The sequence below is a fragment of the Mycolicibacterium arabiense genome, from assembly GCF_010731815.2.
GTDB classification, from domain to species: Bacteria; Actinomycetota; Actinomycetes; order Mycobacteriales; family Mycobacteriaceae; genus Mycobacterium; species Mycobacterium arabiense.
On the sequence record NZ_AP022593.1, the window covers coordinates 3,048,995 to 3,067,486 of the forward strand.

An 18,492-nucleotide genomic window follows, 5' to 3' on the forward strand; every position below is an offset into this window, starting at 1 on the left:
CCGACGACCTGTCAACCAATGAGGTCGCCGCTCTCCTGGACGTCCTCCGGCCCGCTGACTGCCGGGTTGTCGGAGGACCAGCCAACCGGCCAACTCTCCGACTGTTGACCGCCGGCAGCGAGGACCCGGCGACGTAGTTCGTTCAGCAGCGAGTCGACCGACACCCCGGTGAGATCGCCGGTCAGAGTCGTGAGTTCGACGACGCCCACTTCGGTGCTGGACAGGTAACCCGCGGCGACCAGGGCCTCCACCGGCGACCGGCCATACGCCCGCGCGAGCGCGACGACGGCCTCGGCCCGAGGCGTACTGGTGCCACGCTGCCAGCGCGAGATGCTCGATTGGTCGATGCCCGTGGCGTTGGCGATCTCCTTCTGGCTGACGTCGCCCGTCACCGTGACCACGTAGCGCCACCATGTCGCGCCAGCCTGTGGTTCTGCGCCCGGTGTCACCGGGTCAGCGTATGGCACCCCGGCACCGGATTCGGGTGACGTCTCGCCCGCCAGATCGTCTGCCATGACCCCTGACCTCCCTAGCCCGCCGGACGACCTCATGATTACATGCATCGCACTATGCGTGCAAGCACGCATAGGTGTAGGCTCAAACGCATACACGTAGGACTGGGACCAAGGGAGGCTCGGCTCGCGACCAATTCGCGACAGCCATCGGCGTGCATGACCTGTCATTCGACAACACCGCGTTACTGGCTCTGACGAGCCCAATTAGGAGCTTGACATGAAGAATTCCCTCTACGCCTCGGGCATCGCAATCGCAGGCGCCGGCGCGCTCAGCGTCCTCGCCGCGGGCACGGCCCAGGCCGCGCCGACCCAGGTCGCCCCGTTGGCACCCGTGTCGTCACAGTGCGTTCTCGCGCCCACCGAGTGCGGGACGCAGACGCTGGGCGCCAGCCTCTCCTTCGTTCCCAACGCATTGGCGGCGGCATCGACCATCACCTTCGGGCCGGTCGAGCCCTTCCACACCTTCTACTCGAACGATCCCTTCTACGGACTGATCGGCATCGCCGGCATCATCCCGATCCTGAACATCTTCGTGAGCAACGGGGTCGACGGTGCAGCGGGCACGGGAGCCAACGGCGGCAACGCAGGTCTGTTCCTTGGCTACGGCGGCCTAGGCGCCTCCGCAGCCCCCGGAATTGCAGGCGGCAACGGCGGCCAGGGCGGGTTGTTCTTCGGCAACGGAGGCAACGGCGGCGTTGGCGGACTCGGTGCCACCGGCGGCAACGGCGGTAACGCCGGACTCCTGGCGCTGTTCGGACATGGTGGTGACGGCGGCCTCGGTGGCGCAGGCACACCCGGCACGCCGGGCACATCAGCAGGGGCGGCAGCTGCAAATGGCACGACGGGAACGACCGGAGCGGACGGAACGACCGGCACCAACGGGACGAACGTGCCGCCGAGCGGACCGGCAGGCACTGCGGGTGCTGCAGGCGCTGCGGGCACCGTGACCGGTGGTGACGGCCTCCCGGGCTCTCCCGGTAACCCCGGCGGAGCGGGCGGAGCCGGCGGCGCAGTGGCAGGTACGGCACCCATCGCGACCGGAGGCGCCGGCGCTGCCGGTGGCGCCGGGACGGCGGGCGCCAATGGTGGCGAGGGCGGCGCAGGCGGCGCCTCGTCCACGACAGGCACTGGCGCTACGGCCATCGGCGGCGCAGGCGGCGCAGGCGGCAACGGCGGAACCGGCGCGACGAACGGTGGCGCGGGCGGCGCGGGCGGCGCTGCGGTCAGCGTCTCGGGCCCGGCTATCGGCGGCACCGGCGCAGACGGCGGTGACGGTGGGGTCGGAGCCGCTGGTGGGGCCGGCACTGCCGGCGGTACCGGTGGCACCGGGACGGCAGGCACCAACGGCACCGTCGTCGGAACTGCGGGTACCGCGGGCACCGCGGCAGGCGCAGGCGGCAACGGCGGTAGCGGCGGGCTGTTCGGTGGCGGTGGTGCGGCCGGTAGCGGCGGCACGGGCGGAACCGGCGGCGCGGGTGGTACCGGACAAGCGGGCGGTGACGGCGGCACGGGCGGAACCGGCGGCACCGGCGGAACCGGTGGTGACGGCGATGTCGGCGGTAACGGCGGCGTCGGCGGAGCCAGCGGCGCTGGCACGGGTGTGGGTGGCACCGGTGTCGGCGGACTCGGCGGCGAGGGTGGTTCGGGCGCATCGGGTGGCCCGGCCGGCGCTGGCGGAGCGGGTGGAACCGGTGGGTCCGGCGGGACCGGGGGCACCGGTGCTGCAGGCGGGACCGGGGGCACCGGCGGGACCGGCGGCGCAACCGGCACTGCCGGTGGCAGCGGCCTGTTCGGGCACACCGGCGGGGCCGGTACCACCGGCGCCACGGGTGGGACCGGAGCGACCGGCGCAACCGGAGCGACCGGTAGCACCGGAGCGACCGGCGCAACCGGAGCGACTGGCGGGTCCGGCACTGCCGGCGCCGGTGGTAGCGACGGTGCCGACGGCGCTGACGGCGCCTCCTCGTAGCGGGTCCGCACAACCGGTAGCCAACGACCTCCACGGGTCAGCACTGCCAAGACACCAGGGGCGTCGGCCATGCCGGCGCCCCTGGTGTCACGTCACGGGGAAGTCGGTCGACAGGGGGTTTGGTCATGACGGATCGAGCGGACGCGAACGTAGCGGCAGAGCAGGGCGGCGGGCGCCATCCCGACCCTGGTCTTCAGACCCGACGAGTTCGGGACGTGGGCCGGTTGCTGCTGCACTGCGAGAACCGCATCGTCCGCTACGGGAACCAGACCATCGTCTTCTAGTCCCGCGACTACGGCTCAGCGGTAGTACAGCTCCTCACCGGTCGGGTATCCCCCGCCGGTGGTCGTGATGTGCACGTGGTCGAAATGGCCTGCCCCGCCTCCGGACGGGCCGCCGGGCGTGTAATACACCCCGCGCCAGATCGCGTCCTGCATGCCGAATCGCTTGGCGTTCTTCAGCACGAACGCGACGATCTCGTTGCCGAGCGCAATCCCGGATGCCGAACTCGCGTTCGGGATCATCACGTCGATCGCAAGACCGTTCGGGTGCCACGGCAGCGGGTCGGAGCGATGTCCACCAATGCTGGTGATCTCCGGGAACGCCTTGCTGATGGCGCGGGCCACCAGGATCGTCTTGATCTGCAGGCCGCTCTCCGGGGCGAGGCCGGCAGGCAGCAGTTCGGGCGGCTTGGCGGCCGTTCGCCACCGCGACGACGACACCAACTGCGCGGGACCTGTCTGTGCGCCCTCCTGCGGAGCGACGACCGGCGCAGCAACGAACTCGTCCGGGGCGGAGACGACCTCCAGGCAGCAGGGCGCGACGGCGGCCACGGGCGTCATGGGCGCCGGCTTGGCCTCGACCATGACGGGTTGGGGCTGCACGTCCCCCGCCGAGGCGAGGAGAACCGCGATCGGACCGATCACCGTGGCAGCCAGAACCGACGACGTCCGCCGCTTACTGGCTAACGCGTGTCGTCCCACTGGCAGCACCCTACGTTTGAATCGGGGTTCGACTGGCAAATCCCGATACCGGACCGTTCGCTCGCTGTTACAGAACCGTGACTATAGCTGCGCGTCTTTTGATGCCGCAACCGTCTGGTGAACATTCGAGCAGGTCACGATCGCTAGACGTTGGCGAGTTCACCCATCGTCTGCCAGTTGCCCCACTGGGACCGCGAGCGCTCGCGCACCGAGCGGTACGACGTCGTGGCCGCTACCAGGCCGGTGTCCTGGGACTGCAGCGACCGGCGCACCTGCGCCATCTCCCTGATGATGGCCTCGATCTGGTCGGATTCGCCGTGCGCGGCGAACGTGCGCCGGTCCCACCACATCATCTGGGTCTGGTATTGCTCGTTGGGATAGGGAGTAGCCGGGATCGCTGCGACCACACCGCCCGACGAGCGCCACTGCTCGAGGATGTGGGCTGCCGTCGTGGCCATGCAGTAGTTCACGTCGAAGATGGCCATCGCATGGAAGCCGCTGCGGGCGATCATCTTCGCCCGGTGCCGCCCCCCGGTCGGGTCCTTCGCCAGCCAGGCGGCCTTCATCTCGAGGATGCCCAGCGGTACGCGCTCGTCGATCATCTCGCGCACCTCGTTCTCGCCGTCCTGGCCTGCCCACTCCACCACCGCATGTGAGTCATCCGCGGAACGCAGCGGGCCCTTCGCCCGGACGCCACCCACGACGCGGCCGTCGACGTCGGTCAACGCCCAGAACAACCCGGTGTCATCGGCGCACTGCGCCCGGTCGGAGTCCAGGGCATCGCTGACGCCGAAGCGCGCGTAACTCGCCACGGCACCGCGGTGATAGTCGGCGAAGAGTTCGGGTTCCGCCTCGGGCGTCGCCATCACCATCGTGCATTCCGCCACCGGATCCCAGCACGCAGCCCGTGTGAATCCGTCGAACACCGTCGCCTCGTCAAGCTTCACAGAGTCATCCCTCTCTGGCGGCATGCACCGGACGGTGCAACGCGATCCGTATGGTCGTTATAGCAATACCATACTTTTCGTATTTTTAGCTATCTAGCTGGTATTTCATACACAGAGTTATTGTTTAGCAACGTAAGTTGCTAGGCATCGATCAGCCCTGCATCACCCCGCACGCATGGAACCGCAGGCGCCGGCGACGGGCTATGCATCCGCCTCCCGCCGACTGGCACCCCGCCCCCTGGCGGGTGGCGACGAATCGAGTTGTCGGCGAACGACTTCGGCCGATCAAGATCAACCGGCGGTGCGCGGGGGTCCGCCCGCCGAGCAACGCCGGGGGGTCGCGGGTTCTCGCAACGTGTCACCGCCATCCCGCTGGGGAGACGCTGAGCAACCCCGTTGCTGGACACCCCGGCGGCGGCCCCGACACGCCGAACATGCGGGACGGCAAGGACTATCGGACCGGGTGGTGGGGGTTTAGCGAAGAAACGACGGTGGCGCCAATAACCGGCTAACGGAGCGTGTCCGCTCCCAAGTTCGGGAAAGGGGTGGCCAATCGGGTAGGGTCGGGTTTTCCAGCCGCACCGGTTCAGACGTTGAGCAAACTTTCACATTCACCAAGCGAAGTTCGATAGCAAAGCAACGAAGGTGGCTGGGCGCCGAGCCGTCGGACGTCGGGGAAACTGTCATGGCGATTTCGGTGTGCGGGGGCACCCAATGAGGCATCGCGAGCCGTTCGTCGGCGACGAGGATCCGGGTACGGGTCCGGTCGCGATCGAGCCGTTCGTCAACGCGCCGACCCGCAACGGTCAACGGGAAACCGGGCAGAACGGTCGGCCGCATCCCGCCGCCGAGGCTCGGTCGAACGGCCGGGCGCACACTCCCCCGAATCTCCGCATCGACGCGCCGATGCCAACCCCCACTCACCGGCCCCCCACCCACGAACCCCGCGGTCCGGACGCCGGCAGCGACGCCTTCGCGCAGATCATCGACCACAGCCCCGATGCCATCTGCATTCACCAGGACGGGCGGTTCGTCTTCTTCAACGCCGTCGCGGTGCGCCGACTCGGCGCGCGGAGTGCACGCGAACTCCTCGGCCACGCGGTGTCCCGGTTCGTGCACGCCAGGTCGGTACCCCAGGTCGTCGGTCGGACGGCCGCACTGCGCCGTCCCGGCGACGCGTCCCTGCCGTTGCGGGCCACGATGGTCTGCGTCGACGGCGCCGAGATCCACGTCGAGGTGCTGTCGGTGATGACGACGTGGAAGGGCGCGACCGCCTACCAGCTGATCCTGCGGGGCCTCACCGACGTCCGCGCCACTCAGGACGCACTCGCGCAGCAGGCGGCGCTGGTGGAGAACGCCGGCGACGCCATCATCGCCGTGACCCGCGCCGGCATGGTCACCAGCTGGAACCCGGCAGCCGAACGGGTCTACCTGCGACCGGCCCACCGTGCCCTCGCCCTCCCCCTGGAGATCGCCGTCGGGGCGTCCATCGACCCGGCCGCCGTCGTACGCGACGGCGGGGTGGCCCACGCCTCGCACTATGCGATGGACGGCACCGTGCGGACCATGCGGGTGTCGGTGACCGAGTACGACGACGGCTTCGTCCTGATCTGCTCGGACGAAACGGCGCTCCGCCGCGCGTCGCGCAATCTGCGCACCGTCATCAACGCGCTACCCGAGGGCATCTTCGTCATCGACGAGAACGGCTGGATGCTCACCATCAACCCGGCCGCGCGCCGGATCCTCGGTCTCGACGGTCAATCGGAGGACTTCAGCGTGCAGGACCTCCCCCTCTACGACGCGGACGGCGCGCTGCTGCGGCCCGGGGAGCGGCCGATCGCGCGTGCGTTCACCACCGGCCTGCCGACGATCGGGCGCATCATGGGCATCGACAGGCCAGACGGGCGGCGCGTCTGGCTGTCGGCGAATTGCCAGTTGCTGCACCCAGACTCGCCCGACCGGTCGCCGGTACTCGTCTCCTTCACGGACGTGACCTCGCAGCGGGCGGCCACCGAGCACCTGGCGTTCCAAGCCGCGCACGACGGCCTGACCGGCCTGCCGAACCGCGCCCACATCATGGAAACCATCGACGCGCTGCACCGCAGAGCCGGACTCCTGCGGGCCGTGCTGTTCATCGATCTCGACGACCTCAAGACGGTCAACGACACCCTGGGGCACGACGTCGGCGACACGGTACTCCAGGCCACGGCGAACCGGCTGTGCACGGCAGTCCGCAAGAACGACATCGTCGGCCGGCTGGCGGGTGACGAGTTCGTCGCACTGCTGATCGGCGAATTGGAGGACGGCGCACTCGAGCGGTTCGTCAGCCGCATCCGCGACGTGCTGACCGAGCCCATCGAAATACCAGGGGGCACACTGCATCTCGGGGCCAGCATCGGCGTCATCGACACTCACCGCGACGATTCGCGCGACGCGGCGACGCTACTGCGGGACGCCGACGCAGCCATGTACGCCGCGAAGGCGACCGGTCGCAAGGTCAGCGTCTTCTCGCAGCGCTGACCCTGCGATCAGCGTTCCGCGGCGTGTGTCCGCTTGGCGTCGACCCGCAGTCGGGTGCGCACGGCCACCGCGTCACCCAGCATCTCCCGCAGCGCCCCGGCGACGTCGTCGGCGGCTCGCACACCACTGACGAGTCCCTGTCGCGCAGCGACCGTCACGTCCAACGTGACCGTCGGCGTACCGCGCTCCCTGGTTGCCTTGGCGTTGGCCTTGAGCACCGCGGGTTCGTCCCGCAGAGCCTGGGTGGCGGCGTCGACCACGCCCGCGACGTCGGCGGTGAGGATCGCGTTGGCGGGGGCGCCTGCTGCCTCGAGCCGGACCGGGGGCGGCTTGGCGGCACGCCGATGTGCCGCGAGCCAGCGCATGCCCGCGAGGATCAGCACGACACCCGCGACACCACAGGCCCACGTCCACCACGGTTGTGCGGCGGCATCCAGGGACGGTGCCATCGAGAGGGTCTCGGTCGCGCCATCGGACCTCGTCCGCCACGACACCGCGGCCAAGCCCACGGCCGCCAGGCCGAGGCCCAGCAGCAGTACGGTCAGTCGGTCGAAGAACTCGGCTCGGCGAGTCACGTGGTCGCCTCCGTTCGGGTCTTGACGCGGATGCGTACGGGATGGGTGAGCGCGGCCAGCTCGCTGCTGATCGCCTGCTCGATGACCTCTCGCGACACCGGGCCCGTGACGAGGCAGCGGACCGCGACCCGTCGGCGCGTGGCGGAACTGTTGGCCTTCAGCACCCCGGATACGGTTTCTGCTGCGGCAGAGGCGATTCGGGCCACCTCGCGGACGTCGAGGTACACCGCCGAGTCGGCGTCGACGTCGACGGTGCGTCTGCGCCGCGGCTTGAGTGCGAGGACCACGCAGAACAGGCCGAGGACCAGCGCGACCACGCCCACCGGCAGCAGCCACGAGCCGGCGACGAGGCCGTCGAACAGTCTGAGGACGGCAGGGATCCACGCCGAGCCGTCGATCACGCCTGCTCCGAGGAGCGCGTCGCGAACGCCGACGGCGCCCACACCGATGAGCAGCACCGCCATCAGGGCGGCGAGGTAGCTCGCCCCCGCTGCTTGCTTCGGTGCGGTCGCGGTCGTCATGACACCCTCCGCTTCGGTGTACCGGCGCCGGGCGGAAGGACGGTGGCCACGTGCACGTCGACGCCGTCGACGACGAGTCCGCTCATCGTGGCGAGCGCATGAGTCACGCTCTGCGCCACCGCGCTCGAGGTCTCTGCGAGTGGACGGCGCCATTCGACGGCGACCGCCACGGCCGCACGGACGTGATCGCCGGAGACGACCACGTCGGCCCTGGGGAGTTCGCGACCGGTGATCCGGTCGACTCCGGTACTGCGGCGGTCGACGCCATCGCAGTCCAGTGCCGCCGCGATCACCAGCCGCTCGACGGCCCGGTCGCGCACGGTCAAGCTGCCGCGCTCGCCCGCGTCGTCGGCGAGGGCAGGCGCCTCGGCGGCTGCGCCGGTGTCAGCCACGACCCCGCCCCCGCAGCAGTGCGACGACGTCGAATTCGCCGTCGCGGTGTCCACCGACGGCGTAGCCGATGGCTCCCAATACGAGGGCAAGCAGGAAGCCGGTGAAGCCGCCTGCGGCCGCCGCCACTCCAAGCAGTAGACCGGCGAGCAAGCCGGCAGTTGCGGTGGTCATTGTTTCCTCCGTTGGTGATCGAACGTTCGTGGTTGGTCGAATGGGCGCGCGAAGCGCCCGGAGTTCCGACGGCGGTTCCACCACCGCGTGGCGCGGCGACGGGTGCGGGCCAGCCGACCCCTCGCGGTCGCGACGACGACCACTGGGGCGCCGTCGTTGAATGGAGCGCCGGCGAGTGCGGCGATCAGGAGTTCCGGATCGCCGCCGACGTCGGGGTGGTGGCGGCGGATCGCAGCCCGCCGCCGTTCCGACGTCATGGGCGGACGGCGGGGTGGTGGCGGCGGATCGCAGCCCGCCGCCGTTCCGACGTCATGGGCGGACGGCGGGAGCGATGTCCTCGACCGTGACGTCCACGGTCGAGCCCGGCGCCACCAGGGCCACGGCATCGCGGACCGCGACTGCGGTCCTGCGGACGTCGACGCCCTCGTGCACCGTGACGTGCACGTCGACCCCGTCGTCGGTGATGCGCACCCCGGTCACCCGGCGGCCCGGGAGGTAGGTGCCGACCTCGCCGAACATTCCGGGGTGCAGCCCAGCCACACCGGGTACGGCGAGTATCGCCTCGGCGATCGAATCGGCGAGTTCCGTCTCGGACATGTCGGTCACTCGACGCGCGTCAACCCGCCGGCTGGGCTCTCCTCGGCGGAGCCGTCCGCGACGTGGATGTCGTGCACCGTGATGTCGACCTCTACGACCTGCAGGCCGGTCATGCGCTCGATGGCGGCAATGACGTTGCGGCGAATGCCCGATGCGAGGTCGGAGATCGAGACGCCGTACTCGACGACGATGTCGATGTCGACGGCGGCTTGGGTCTCTCCCACCTCGACGGATACGCCCTGCGAGTGGTTGACGGATGCGCCTGGGATGCGCTCGCGCAGCGCGCCGACGGCGCGGCTGGCCCCGCCGCCAAGGGCGTACACGCCGTTGACCTCGCGTGCAGCCAGGCCGGCGATCTTGGATACGACGACGTCGGCGATCACGGTCTTGCCCTGGCTAGTGGTGATCGTGCCGCTGCCGCCCTTGGCGACTGCCGAGGTGCCCTCGGATGTGGTGGTGGATTCCTTGGCGCTGGTCATCTGTTCGGTGTCCTTTCGATGGGTACGCCTGGTAAGACGGGGCGTAGTTGGTAAACCGCATACCCGGTCGGTGTGGTCCTCACCACAGCAACCCGAGCGCCGTCGGCGCCGAATGATCTTGGTGCGCTCGCCAAAGGCGCAACTGCGCACGCATTTGGGAGGGAACCGGCAACCATGCTCGACACCACGACCGACGGTGGGCAGGAGCGAGCGCTGGCGGCGGCTGCCGTTGCCGGCGACCGGGCGGCCTTCGAGGAACTGATCCGCCTGCACGGGCCTGCACTGCACCGCTACGCGCGGCGGATGACGCGCGACGCCGATGCGGTGTACGACATCCTGCAGGAGACGTTCATCGCGGCGTGGCGCCAGATCGGCACGTTCCGGGGCGAATCCACCGTCCGCACGTGGCTGTTCACGATCTGCGCCCGCAAGGTCGTCGACTCGCACCGGGTCAAGCGCGCCATCCCCATCGACGACCGCCTGATCGAACCCGCTGACCCGTCGCCGACGTCGGATCCGTTCGCCAGCGTGTCCAACGAGGAGTTCCTCGACGCACTGGAGGCGGCCCTCGGTGAACTGCCGCCCCGGCAGCGGGCGGCCTGGTTGTTGAGAGAAGTGGAGGAATTGACGTTCCCCCAGATCGGGACCATCCTCGACTTGAGCCCCGACAGCGCGCGCGGTCAGCACCACCGCGCACGCGCCACCCTCCAGCAGAGGCTTCAACGATGGCGATAGGTGACCACGACTCGATGGGTACGTTCGCGCACGCCGGGCGCGCACTGCGCGCGGTGCCCGAGCATGGCTGGAATGCCATGGAGGACCGGATCATTCGCGCGGTCCGCGACACCCCGCGCGGCGGCTGGCCGATCACCGTGACCGATCCGACCGGGCGATCCGAGCTGGGCACGCTCGCGGTCAGCGACCTTGCGCTGCGCACCGCGCTGTCACGCGCAATCCGGCCCGACCCGGATAGCTGGCTGCTCGACGTCGCCGCCGACGTCCGCGACGGGGAACTCGTCTCGGTCACCGTTTCGCTGTCCGGCCGTTACGGCGTCGACCTGCGCGACGTCGTGGCGCGCGTCGAGCGGATCTGCGCCCGAGTCGTCGCCGACGTCGTCGGCCCCACCAGCGCGAGCATCGAGGCGACCGTCACCGACGTGCACCGCTAACCCGTGCTGGTGGAGCAATGGCTGCGAGAGCAGTGCGCCGATTACGGCTGGGGTCTGGGCGGGGTGTTCCGCAGCCGCGGTGATCACGCCTGGCCGGTGATCGCGCACGGCCCCGAGGACCTCGAGGAGCAGCTGACCGCCGGTGGGCACATCCTGCCGCTTCCGAAGGAACCGGCAGCACTGGCCAACGTGCTCGAGGTGGGCATCGTCAGCTTCCTGATGGATCGGGCCGAGGACGTGCCGGGAGCGACGGCGGCACGCGGCACCGAGCGGGGCTACCCGGACGTCGAGTTCGGCGGAGACGCGTTCGGCGGCGGCTTCCACGCCGTCGACATCAAGGTCGCCAGGCGGGCGGTCGGCGCGCGGGGCAATCCGCTGGGACGGACGCAGAGCCGCATCACCCTCTATACGGGCAACACCTACTTCCGGCATCCACGCATCTCGTTCCCCGGCGTCATGCGGCCCTTCGCGGACTACGCGTCCCACCTCGACGTGCTGGGCATCTACACGCTCGACGAGACGGGCCCCGGCCGGGTCGCGGACCTCGAACTCATCGTGCAGCAGCCGTGGCGGATCGCGAGCAGGCACCGGTCGTCGACCACCCGCGAGTACATCGGCGCGGTCGACAGGATCGAGGATCTGCGGGCGGGCCGCGGCGAGTTCGACACCGAGTCGGAGTTCTATGCGTTCTGGCGCAAGTTCCCGTTCAAGACGGCACGCGCGGTGGAACTGTTGCTGGCCAAGGAACTCGACAGGTAGGCCCGGCTACCCAGGTTTCGTCGGTGGGTCGTGGGATGCTCTTGCCATGGCGAGCACGGCGAGCACCAGGAGGGCGACGGCGATCTCGCTGTTCTCCGGTGCGGGCGGTCTCGACCACGGTGCCGAAGCCGCCGGCTTCGACGTGCGGGCCGCGGTCGAACGCAATCGCGACGCGGCGCTGACGATGGAGAAGAACTTCTCGGGACTGGCGTCGCCGGTGATCCAGAAGGACATCCTGGAGACGAGCACTGCCGAGATCCTGCGCGCGGCGGGACTGCGCAAGGGGCAGCGCCCCGACCTGCTGCTCGGCGGGCCGCCGTGCACCCCCTTCTCGAAGAGCGGTTTCTGGCTGGAGTGGAAGCGTTCGGGGCTCGATCCCGACGCATCGCTGCTGCAGGAGTACACCCGGGTGCTGCGCGAGGCCAGGCCGCGCGCCTTCGTGCTGGAGAACGTGTACGCACTCACCTACGACAACCGCGCGAGCCGGCCTGCGCTGCTGCGGCTACTCCGCGAGATAGACGAAGCCGGCTACGCCTACCACCTCGACGTCCTGCATGCCGCCAACTTCGGTGTGCCACAGGCTCGCCCGCGGCTGTTCATCGTCGGCGCCCCGAAGGACAAGCCGACGCCCGCGCTTCCGGTGCCGACGCACGGCGGCCGCTGGGAGCGGCGCGACACCGGCAACGGCGAGCGTCCGTTCGTCACGGCGGGTGAGGCGCTCGAGGGCCTGATCTGCGACCCCGAACCCGAGGAAGTGCTCCGCGGCCAGTACGCACCCCTGCTCGGGGAGATCCCGCCCGGTGGGAATTACCTGCACTACACGGCAGAACGCGGACACCCCGCGCCCAAGTTCGAGTGGCGTAGCCGCTACTGGTCCTTTTTGCTGAAGCTGGACCCGGCCAAACCGTCACCGACCATTCAGGCCCAGCCCGGACCCAACGTCGGGCCGTTCCACTGGAGCAACCGGAGGTTGCGTGCCGCCGAGGTGAAGCGGCTGTTCACGTTCCCCGACGAGTTCGAACTCGTCGGGAGCAGGGCCAGTGTGCAGGCGCAGCTGGGGAACTCGGTGCCGCCCTTGCTTGCCCGTCAAGTGTTCCTTTCGGTCAAACGTTCGCTGCGCCCGTAATACTTCCGGTAAATCTGTCATCTTCCTGAATGTTCGAGTTGCCATCCACCGAATTTCGGTGAAGATGCTCTACGGACACGTCGACAGGCGTACAGCTTTAGGACACCGACCGGACAGCCCCGGTCCACCGGAGGAGACTCGATGAGCACAGTGCGCAAGCTTTCCGCCGTCGTCTGCGTGACGGCCCTGACCTTGGGGCTCGGCGCATGCGGTGGCGACGAGGGCTCGTCGGGCAGTGGGGGCACCGGAGGCGACATCAACGTCACCATGACGTCGTTCCCCGACTACATCGACCCGCAGCTGTCATACACGGTCGAGGGCTGGGAGGTGTTGTACAACACCTACGTTCCGCTGCTGACGTACAAGCACGCCAAGGGAGAGGCGGGCACCGAGGTAGTACCCGGCCTGGCATCGGAGATGCCCACGATCTCCGCCGACGGCAAGACCTACCAACTGAAGCTGCGGCAGAACATGAAGTACTCCGACGGCACCCCGATCAAGGCGTCCGACTTCGCCTACGCCGTTCAGCGCCTGTTCAAGGCGGATTCGGGCGGCTCGGTCTTCTTCGAACCGATCGTGGGCGCGAGCGACTACGCCGACGGCAAGGCCGACCGGATCGCCGGGATCACCACCAACGACGGCACCGGCGACATCACCATCACCCTCACCGAGCCCAACGGCACCTTCGAGAACGTCCTCGGTCTGCCGTTCTCGGCGCCCGTTCCGCCGAGCACTCCGCTCGACAAGGACGCGACCAACGATCCGCCGCCGTCCAGCGGACCGTTCATGATCTCCAGTGTCGAGGCGCCGCAGACGCTGACGATGGAACGCAATCCGAACTTCCAGACCGTGAAGGACGCCGGCGCAACCGAAGTCGCCGATGCCGCCGTCGACAAGATCACGATCACCCAGAACAAGAGCAACTCGGCCCAGGTCACGGGCGTCGAGCAGAACACCATCGACTTCATGGTCGACCCGCCGGACGCCGATCGGCTCCAGGAGGTCAAGACGCGCTTCGGGGAACGGTTCCGCCTCGAGGAGTCGATCAACACCTACTACTTCTGGATGAACAACCAGACGGCGCCGTTCAACGACGTGCGGGTGCGCCAGGCGATCAACTACGCCATCGACCCCGAGGCGCTGAACCGCGTCTTCGGTGGACGGATGCACCCGACGCAGCAGATCCTGCCGCCGGGCATGCCCGGGTACGAGGAGTACGAGCTGTACCCCGGTCCGGACATGAACAAGGCCAAAGCGCTTCTGGCCGAGGCGAACCCGGCCGACAAGGACATCACCGTGTGGACCAACGACGAGCCGGACCGCAAGCGCATCGGCGAGTACTACCACGACCTGCTGATCCAGCTGGGGTTCAACGCCACGCTCAAGGTCATCGCAGGCGACGTCTACTTCACCACCATCGGCAACCAGGCCACTCCCGACCTCGACACCGGGTTCGCCAACTGGTTCCAGGACTTCCCGCACCCGGACGACTTCTTCCGGCCGCTGCTCAATGGCGCGAGCATCCTGCCCACCAACGGCAACAACTTCTCCCGCGTCAGCATCCCCGGCCTCGACGCCAAGATGGACGAACTCCTGGCCAAGCAGCTCTCCGACGGCGGCGTCGAGCAGCAGTACGCAGCGCTCGACAAGTCGTTCATGGAGCAGGCGGCGTGGGCGCCGTACGGCAACGAGCAGTTCGCCACCTTCGTGTCGGAACGCATCGACTTCGACAAGGCCTACAACCATCTGCTCTTCAATCAGGACTACTCGGCCCTGGCTCTGAAGTAGATGGGCGCCCCGATCGGGGACGTCGAGGCACCGGGCGAGATTCCGGTACCCGTCGGCGTCCCCAGTGAGTCGATCCGTGGCCGCAGCCCCTGGTACCTGGCGTGGCTTCGGTTGCGCGGCAACAAGATGGCGTTGGTGTTCGGCGCGCTGTTCGTGCTGATCGTGCTGCTGTGCCTGGCCGCGCCGCTGTGGGCCGAGCACGTCGCGCACACCGGCCCCAACCAGAACCACATCACCGACAAGGTGCTCATCGACGGGCAGGAGACCTACGTCGTGTCACCGGACGGGACGCCGCTGGGCCCCGGCCTGCACGGCCGCTACCTGCTCGGCGCGGACCAGAATGGGCGCGACGTGATGGTGCGACTGCTCTACGGCGGCCGGACGTCGATCTTCATCGGCGTCGCCGCCGCGGTGGTGACCACGGCCCTGGCCGTGCTCGTCGGGCTGCTCTGCGGGTACTACCGCGGCTGGATCGACGCGATCCTGTCGCGGATCATGGACGTGGTCTGGGCCTTTCCGGTCCTGCTGCTCGGCATTGCGCTCGGCACCGCACTGGCGCTGGGCGGGTTGAAGATCGGCGGACTGGTCGTCGCGGGTGATTCGTTGTGGATCCCCATCTTCATCATCGGTCTGGTGTACGTGCCGTACATGGCGCGTCCCATCCGCGGCGAGATCCTGGCGTTGCGCGAGAAGGAGTTCGTCGAGGCCGCGGTGGCGCAGGGTTCGGGGCCGCTGCGCATCATGGTCGCCGAGCTGCTGCCCAACGTGATGTCCACGATCATCGTGTTCTTCACGCTCAACATCGCCAACAACATGCTGCTCGAGTCGTCGCTGTCGTTCCTCGGCGCCGGTGTGCGCGCGCCGAACGCGTCGTGGGGCACGATGATCGCCGACGGGTACCAGACGATCTACACCGCGCCGCACCTGACGATCGTGCCGGGCGTTATGATCGTGCTTACAGTGTTGGCGCTCAACGTGTTCGGCGACGGGCTGCGCGACGCGCTGGATCCGCGCGCCAAGATCAGGCTGGAGCACTGACATGGGGCGCTTCGTCGTACGGCGGCTACTCGGCATGCTCGCGGTACTGTTCGCGATCTCGGTCATCGTGTTCCTGATCTTCAACGTGATCCCGAACTCCGACCCCGCAGCACGCATCGCGGGCAAGAACGCCAATCCGGAGTTGATCGCGCGCGTCACAGCGGATCTCGGCCTCGACAAGCCGCTGCCCGAGCAGTACGTGACGATGATGAGGCAGATCTTCACCGGGGAACTGACGTCGTACGCCAGCTCGCAGAACGTCGTCGAGCAGATCTGGAAGGGTCTGCCTGCCACGCTGTCGCTGTGCATCGGCGCCGCGGTGATCTGGATGGCGCTGGCACTGGTGTTCGGCTATCTCAGTGCCGTACATGCCGGCAAGTTCACCGACCGCGCGTTGACGATCCTGTCGCTGGTCGGCATCTCCGTCCCGGTCTTCTGGCTCGCGGCGATCCTGTTGTACTACCTCAGCTTCAAGGCCCAGCTGTTCCCCACCAGCAGTTACGTTCCGCTGGGCAGGGACCCGGTGGACTGGGCGTATCACCTGATCCTGCCGTGGCTCACCCTGGCGGTGCTCTACGTCGGCTTCTACAGCCGCGTGCTGCGCTCGAACATGCTCGACGTGATGAACGAGGACTACGTGCGTACTGCGCGCGCCAAGGGCATCAGCGAGCGTCAGGTCAGGATGCGCCACGTGCTGCGGAACTCGATGATCCCGGTCGTGACGCTGTTCGGCCTCGACTTCGGCGCCGTCGTCGGCGGCGGGGCCATCCTCACCGAGACCGTGTTCAACCTGAACGGGGTCGGCCTCTATGCCGGGCAGGCCATCGGAAGTCTCGATCTGCCGCCGCTGATGGGCGTCACCATCTTCGGCGCCTTCTTCATCGTGCTGTTCAACACCCTCGTGGATCTGGCCTACGCGTTCCTCGATCCACGCATCCGACTGGGAGAGGCGGCACCTTCGTGATCCTTGAAGTCGACGACCTGCGGGTCGGCTTCGCCACCGACGGCGGCGTGGTGCAAGCCGTAGACGGGGTGTCGTTCGCGCTCGACGCGGGCGAGATCCTGGCCATAGTGGGCGAATCCGGCTCCGGCAAGAGCGTCACCGCGCAGACCTTAATCGGGCTGACGCGCGCTCCCAACGCGACGATCACGGGTTCGGTCCGCTTCGACGGCCTCGACCTCACCGAGCTGGACGACGAGCGGCTGCGGGCGGTCCGCGGCGAGCGGATCGCGATGATCTTCCAGGACCCGATGACGTCGCTGAATCCGGTGTACCGGGTGGGCGACCAGCTGGTGGAGATGATCCGCGCCCACCGCGACGTGTCGAAGCGCGACGCCCGTGACCGCGCGGTGGACTTGCTACGCACGGTGGGCATCCCGAATCCCGAGCGACGCGTCCGCGACTACCCGCACTCGTTCTCCGGCGGCATGCGCCAACGCGTGATGATCGCGATGGCACTGTCCCTGGACCCCGACGTCCTGATCGCCGACGAGCCGACCACCGCGCTCGACGTGACGGTCCAGGCGCAGATCCTGCGATTGCTCACCGACCTCAACCGGGAGCGGGGGCTTGCGGTCGTCCTGATCACCCACGACCTCGGCGTGGTCGCGGAGATCGCCCACCGCGTGGCGGTGATGTACGCCGGGCAGATCGTGGAGAACGCTCGGCTCGACGACCTGTTCTACGATCCGCGCCACCCGTACACGTGGGGTCTGCTGGGCTCGTTGGCACGGCTCGATCAGCCGAATCCCGATCGCCTACCCCAGATCCCGGGGCAACCGCCGTCGCTGCTGCACCCGCCAACGGGTTGCCGGTTCGCGCCGCGCTGCCCGCACGAGTTCGACGCGTGCACGATCCCGCCGGAGCTGGACCGCGACCGCTGCTGGCTGGATCTCGACCAGAAGCGCCTGCTGCGCGACGTCGACGGACGCATCGGCCTGCAACGGGTGGTGAGCACGTGAGCGAACCGCTGCTCGAGGTCACCGACCTCGTCAAGCACTTCCCGATCAGGTCCGGCGTCGTGGTCGAACGCGAGGTCGCCAAGGTACGCGCGGTCGACGGCGTGAGCCTGTCACTCCGCAAGGGCGAAACCCTGGGATTGGTCGGGGAATCCGGCTGCGGCAAGTCGACGCTGTGCCGCACCATCCTGCAGCTGGTCGATCCGACCTCGGGGTCGGTGCGGTTCGAGGGCGAGGAACTCGTCGGGCGCAACCGGCGCCAGATGCGGCCGTTCCGCCGGCGGATGCAGATGATCTTCCAGGACCCGTATGCCTCGTTGAATCCGCGCAAGCGCGTGGGTCAGATCATCGGCGATCCGATGGAGATGCACGGGCTCGCGTCGGGCCGCGACGTCGAGGCACGGGTGCGCGACCTGCTCGACCGAGTGGGGTTGCGGCCCGAGCACGGCGAGCGCTTCCCGCACGAATTCTCCGGTGGGCAGCGGCAACGCATCGGCATAGCCCGTGCTCTGGCACTGGAACCCAGCCTGATCATCGCCGACGAACCAGTCTCCGCGCTCGACGTGTCGGTGCAGGCGCAGATCGTCAACCTGCTCAAGGACCTGCAGGACGAACTGGGGCTGGCCTACCTCTTCGTGGCCCACGACCTCGGCGTGGTGCGGCACGTGTCGCACCACGTGGCGGTCATGTACCTGGGCCGGATCGTCGAGAGCGCCACGGCCGCCGGGCTGTACGAGCACCCCCTGCATCCCTACTCGCACGCGCTGCTGTCGGCGGTCCCGGTGCCCGACCCGAGAGCCAACGCGGCGCGGGAGCGTCTGGTGCTGGAGGGCGATCCGCCGAGCCCGATCGACCCACCGCCGGGCTGTCGCTTCCACACACGCTGCCCGCGCGTCGGTGACGATTGCCGGGTGGACGACCCCGCATTGCGTGAACTCGTCCCGAATCACGTTGCGGCGTGCCATCACCCGTTGCTGTAGGCC

21 protein-coding genes are annotated in these 18,492 nt (G+C 68.7%); 12 read left to right on the top strand and 9 right to left on the bottom strand.

The window, feature by feature from the left end; all coding sequences use genetic code 11:
* Positions 1-11 precede the first annotated feature (11 nt).
* A complete protein-coding gene (locus G6N61_RS16380; protein WP_163919464.1) occupies positions 12-515 on the bottom strand; it encodes a helix-turn-helix domain-containing protein in 504 nt (167 codons plus the stop codon).
* Between the two features lie 217 nt (positions 516-732).
* Here G6N61_RS16380 and G6N61_RS16385 point away from each other — a divergent pair, with 217 nt between their 5' ends.
* Positions 733-2,484 carry a PGRS repeat-containing protein gene (locus G6N61_RS16385; RefSeq protein WP_163919465.1) on the top strand — a complete coding sequence of 584 codons (1,752 nt, stop codon included), beginning with the start codon at positions 733-735 and terminating at the stop codon, positions 2,482-2,484.
* Positions 2,485-2,609: 125 nt separating this feature from the next.
* Positions 2,610-2,768: a hypothetical protein gene (locus G6N61_RS16390; protein ID WP_163919466.1), complete on the top strand. Its 159-nt coding sequence runs from the start codon at positions 2,610-2,612 to the stop codon at positions 2,766-2,768.
* Positions 2,769-2,783: 15 nt separating this feature from the next.
* On the opposite strand, the gene G6N61_RS16395 is transcribed toward G6N61_RS16390, so the two are convergent.
* Complete coding sequence (locus G6N61_RS16395; protein ID WP_179973468.1) at positions 2,784-3,467, bottom strand: VldE C-terminal domain-containing protein; 684 nt, start codon at positions 3,465-3,467, stop codon at positions 2,784-2,786.
* Positions 3,468-3,610: 143 nt separating this feature from the next.
* Entirely contained in the window at positions 3,611-4,414 is an 804-nt protein-coding gene (locus G6N61_RS16400) for a hypothetical protein (protein WP_179973469.1), read from the bottom strand.
* A 714-nt stretch (positions 4,415-5,128) separates the two neighbouring features.
* Here G6N61_RS16400 and G6N61_RS16405 point away from each other — a divergent pair.
* The gene (locus G6N61_RS16405; RefSeq protein ID WP_163919468.1) at positions 5,129-6,934 is read left to right on the top strand and encodes a diguanylate cyclase; all 1,806 of its coding nucleotides are present in this window, start codon (positions 5,129-5,131) and stop codon (positions 6,932-6,934) included.
* Between the two features lie 8 nt (positions 6,935-6,942).
* Here the strand turns inward: G6N61_RS16405 and G6N61_RS16410 are convergent, their stop codons facing one another.
* The 6 genes from G6N61_RS16410 to G6N61_RS16435 all read right to left on the bottom strand — a co-directional run bounded on the left by G6N61_RS16410 (position 6,943) and on the right by G6N61_RS16435 (position 9,670).
* On the bottom strand, positions 6,943-7,509 hold the full coding sequence (locus tag G6N61_RS16410; protein WP_163919469.1) for a hypothetical protein: 567 nt from the start codon (positions 7,507-7,509) through the stop codon (positions 6,943-6,945).
* Positions 7,506-8,030, bottom strand: coding sequence for a DUF6286 domain-containing protein (locus tag G6N61_RS16415; RefSeq protein ID WP_163919470.1), 525 nt, complete (start codon positions 8,028-8,030; stop codon positions 7,506-7,508). Before G6N61_RS16415 ends, G6N61_RS16410 begins: the two co-directional genes overlap by 4 nt.
* Complete coding sequence (locus G6N61_RS16420) at positions 8,027-8,422, bottom strand: Asp23/Gls24 family envelope stress response protein (RefSeq protein ID WP_163919471.1); 396 nt, start codon at positions 8,420-8,422, stop codon at positions 8,027-8,029. Before G6N61_RS16420 ends, G6N61_RS16415 begins: the two co-directional genes overlap by 4 nt.
* Positions 8,415-8,594 carry a hypothetical protein gene (locus G6N61_RS16425; protein WP_163919472.1) on the bottom strand — a complete coding sequence of 60 codons (180 nt, stop codon included), beginning with the start codon at positions 8,592-8,594 and terminating at the stop codon, positions 8,415-8,417. The genes G6N61_RS16420 and G6N61_RS16425 overlap by 8 nt, the downstream gene beginning before the upstream one ends.
* 309 nt (positions 8,595-8,903) lie before the next feature.
* Positions 8,904-9,191, bottom strand: a complete 288-nt coding sequence (locus tag G6N61_RS16430; RefSeq protein WP_163919473.1) for an Asp23/Gls24 family envelope stress response protein — start codon at positions 9,189-9,191, stop codon at positions 8,904-8,906.
* Between the two features lie 5 nt (positions 9,192-9,196).
* Positions 9,197-9,670, bottom strand: coding sequence for an Asp23/Gls24 family envelope stress response protein (locus G6N61_RS16435; RefSeq protein WP_163919474.1), 474 nt, complete (start codon positions 9,668-9,670; stop codon positions 9,197-9,199).
* Positions 9,671-9,844: 174 nt separating this feature from the next.
* Between G6N61_RS16435 and G6N61_RS16440 the strand changes: the two genes are divergently transcribed.
* The 9 genes from G6N61_RS16440 (at position 9,845) to G6N61_RS16480 (ending at position 18,489) form a co-directional block, all read left to right on the top strand.
* The gene (locus tag G6N61_RS16440) at positions 9,845-10,405 is read left to right on the top strand and encodes an RNA polymerase sigma factor (protein ID WP_163919475.1); all 561 of its coding nucleotides are present in this window, start codon (positions 9,845-9,847) and stop codon (positions 10,403-10,405) included.
* The gene (locus tag G6N61_RS16445) at positions 10,396-10,839 is read left to right on the top strand and encodes a hypothetical protein (RefSeq protein ID WP_163919476.1); all 444 of its coding nucleotides are present in this window, start codon (positions 10,396-10,398) and stop codon (positions 10,837-10,839) included. The genes G6N61_RS16440 and G6N61_RS16445 overlap by 10 nt, the downstream gene beginning before the upstream one ends.
* A 9-nt stretch (positions 10,840-10,848) precedes the next feature.
* Complete coding sequence (locus G6N61_RS16450) at positions 10,849-11,598, top strand: type II restriction endonuclease (protein WP_235887142.1); 750 nt, start codon at positions 10,849-10,851, stop codon at positions 11,596-11,598.
* Between the two features lie 46 nt (positions 11,599-11,644).
* Positions 11,645-12,724, top strand: a complete 1,080-nt coding sequence (locus G6N61_RS16455; protein WP_163919478.1) for a DNA cytosine methyltransferase — start codon at positions 11,645-11,647, stop codon at positions 12,722-12,724.
* A 141-nt stretch (positions 12,725-12,865) separates the two neighbouring features.
* Positions 12,866-14,512, top strand: a complete 1,647-nt coding sequence (locus G6N61_RS16460) for an ABC transporter substrate-binding protein (protein ID WP_163919479.1) — start codon at positions 12,866-12,868, stop codon at positions 14,510-14,512.
* Positions 14,513-15,550, top strand: coding sequence for an ABC transporter permease (locus tag G6N61_RS16465; protein ID WP_163919480.1), 1,038 nt, complete (start codon positions 14,513-14,515; stop codon positions 15,548-15,550).
* Between the two features lies 1 nt (position 15,551).
* A complete protein-coding gene (locus tag G6N61_RS16470) occupies positions 15,552-16,514 on the top strand; it encodes an ABC transporter permease (protein ID WP_163919481.1) in 963 nt (320 codons plus the stop codon).
* Positions 16,511-17,512 (top strand): ABC transporter ATP-binding protein, encoded by a 1,002-nt coding sequence (locus G6N61_RS16475; protein WP_235887143.1) that lies wholly within the window; start codon positions 16,511-16,513, stop codon positions 17,510-17,512. The genes G6N61_RS16470 and G6N61_RS16475 overlap by 4 nt, the downstream gene beginning before the upstream one ends.
* The gene (locus tag G6N61_RS16480) at positions 17,509-18,489 is read left to right on the top strand and encodes an ABC transporter ATP-binding protein (protein WP_163919482.1); all 981 of its coding nucleotides are present in this window, start codon (positions 17,509-17,511) and stop codon (positions 18,487-18,489) included. The genes G6N61_RS16475 and G6N61_RS16480 overlap by 4 nt, the downstream gene beginning before the upstream one ends.
* Positions 18,490-18,492 lie beyond the last annotated feature (3 nt).

Bases quoted from the DNA above. Each gene is read 5' to 3' on its own strand.
- G6N61_RS16380 (WP_163919464.1), bottom strand. From the start codon at position 515: ATGGCAGACGATCTGGCGGGCGAGACGTCACCCGAATCCGGTGCCGGG.
- G6N61_RS16385 (WP_163919465.1), top strand. From the start codon at position 733: ATGAAGAATTCCCTCTACGCCTCGGGCATCGCAATCGCAGGCGCCGGC.
- G6N61_RS16390 (WP_163919466.1), top strand. From the start codon at position 2,610: ATGACGGATCGAGCGGACGCGAACGTAGCGGCAGAGCAGGGCGGCGGG.
- G6N61_RS16405 (WP_163919468.1), top strand. From the start codon at position 5,129: ATGAGGCATCGCGAGCCGTTCGTCGGCGACGAGGATCCGGGTACGGGT.
- G6N61_RS16415 (WP_163919470.1), bottom strand. From the start codon at position 8,030: ATGACGACCGCGACCGCACCGAAGCAAGCAGCGGGGGCGAGCTACCTC.
- G6N61_RS16425 (WP_163919472.1), bottom strand. From the start codon at position 8,594: ATGACCACCGCAACTGCCGGCTTGCTCGCCGGTCTACTGCTTGGAGTG.
- G6N61_RS16430 (WP_163919473.1), bottom strand. From the start codon at position 9,191: ATGTCCGAGACGGAACTCGCCGATTCGATCGCCGAGGCGATACTCGCC.
- G6N61_RS16435 (WP_163919474.1), bottom strand. From the start codon at position 9,670: ATGACCAGCGCCAAGGAATCCACCACCACATCCGAGGGCACCTCGGCA.
- G6N61_RS16440 (WP_163919475.1), top strand. From the start codon at position 9,845: ATGCTCGACACCACGACCGACGGTGGGCAGGAGCGAGCGCTGGCGGCG.
- G6N61_RS16445 (WP_163919476.1), top strand. From the start codon at position 10,396: ATGGCGATAGGTGACCACGACTCGATGGGTACGTTCGCGCACGCCGGG.
- G6N61_RS16455 (WP_163919478.1), top strand. From the start codon at position 11,645: ATGGCGAGCACGGCGAGCACCAGGAGGGCGACGGCGATCTCGCTGTTC.
- G6N61_RS16460 (WP_163919479.1), top strand. From the start codon at position 12,866: ATGAGCACAGTGCGCAAGCTTTCCGCCGTCGTCTGCGTGACGGCCCTG.
- G6N61_RS16465 (WP_163919480.1), top strand. From the start codon at position 14,513: ATGGGCGCCCCGATCGGGGACGTCGAGGCACCGGGCGAGATTCCGGTA.
- G6N61_RS16470 (WP_163919481.1), top strand. From the start codon at position 15,552: ATGGGGCGCTTCGTCGTACGGCGGCTACTCGGCATGCTCGCGGTACTG.